The organism is Streptomyces sp. NPDC127084 (assembly GCF_042724175.1).
Classification (GTDB): Bacteria; Actinomycetota; Actinomycetes; order Streptomycetales; family Streptomycetaceae; genus Streptomyces.
In genome coordinates, this window is sequence record NZ_JBHXFA010000378.1 from 1 (window position 1) to 1319 (window position 1319).

Consider the following 1319-nt stretch of genomic DNA (forward strand, 5'->3'; position numbering starts at 1 on the left):
CGTGGTCCGCGTTCGCCGCGCGAGGAGATTCTGTGTGGTCTGTTCGTGGATGTGCTGGGTGTGGAGCGGGTCGGGATCGACGACGGTTTCTTCGATCTGGGTGGGCACTCGTTGTTGGCGACCCGGTTGGCGGGTCGGGTGCGTGCGGTGCTGGGTGTGGAGTTGTCGATTCGGCAGTTGTTCGAGACGCCGACGGTGGCGGGTCTTGCGCGGGTGCTGGATGGTGCGGCTGTGGGGCGTCCGGCGGTGCGGGCGGGGGTGCGTCCTGAGCGGGTGCCGTTGTCGTTCGGTCAGGAGCGGTTGTGGTTCTTGTATGGGTTGGAGGGGCGTTCGGCGACGTACAACGTGCCGATGGCGGTGCGTTTGGGTGGGGTGTTGGATCGGGGGGCGTTGAGGGCGGCGCTGGGTGATGTGGTGGCGCGGCATGAGAGTTTGCGGACGGTGTATCGGCAGGACGCGGTGGGTGCGTTCCAGGTGGTGTTGGAGCCTGGTGTTGAGGTGCCGTGGCGTGAGGAGGATGTGTCGGCTGGTGAGTTGATGGGCCGGTTGTCGGTGGAGGCGGCGGGTTCTGTTGATCTGTCGTGTGAGTTGCCGTTGCGGGCTGTGTTGTTCTCGTTGTCGGACGAGGAGCATGTGCTGTCGTTGGTGTGTCATCACATTGCGACGGATGGGTGGTCGTTGCGGCCGTTGGTGCGTGATCTGACGGTGGCGTATGAGGCGCGGTTGGGTGGGGTGGCGCCGGTGTGGTCGGCGTTGCCGGTGCAGTATGCGGATTACGCGTTGTGGCAGCGGGAGTTTCTGGGTTCCGAGGGTGATGCGGGGAGTGTGCTTTCGGGGCAGTTGGGTTATTGGTCGGAGCGGTTGGCGGGTGTGCCGGCGGAGTTGGCGTTGCCGTTTGACCGGGTGCGTCCGGTGACGGCTTCGTATCGTGGTGCGCGGGTGGACTTTGAGGTGCCGGTGGAGTTGTCGGCGCGGTTGTCGGGGTTCGCGCGTGAGTCGCGTTCGAGTGTGTTCATGGTGTTGCAGGCGGCGTTGGCGTTGCTTCTTGCGCGTTCGGGTGCGGGGGTGGATGTTCCGATCGGGACGCCGATCGCTGGGCGTGGTGATGACGCGGTCGATGATCTGGTGGGTCTGTTCATCAATACGTTGGTGTTGCGGACGGATGTGTCGGGTGATCCGTCGTTCCGTGAGTTGGTGGACCGGGTTCGTGAGACGAATCTGGGTGCGTATGCGAACCAGGATGTGCCTTTCGAGCGGCTGGTCGAGGTACTGAACCCGGAACGTTCCCTGTCCCGCCACCCCCTCTTCCAGGTCATGCT

At 64.4% G+C, this 1319-nt stretch carries 1 protein-coding gene; it reads left to right on the plus strand.

Annotation, left to right across the window (positions count from 1 at the left end):
- Positions 1–45: 45 nt before the first annotated feature.
- The coding region (locus tag ACFWI9_RS34365) for a condensation domain-containing protein (RefSeq protein ID WP_387169243.1) at positions 46–1319 on the plus strand (1274 nt) is incomplete at its 3' end.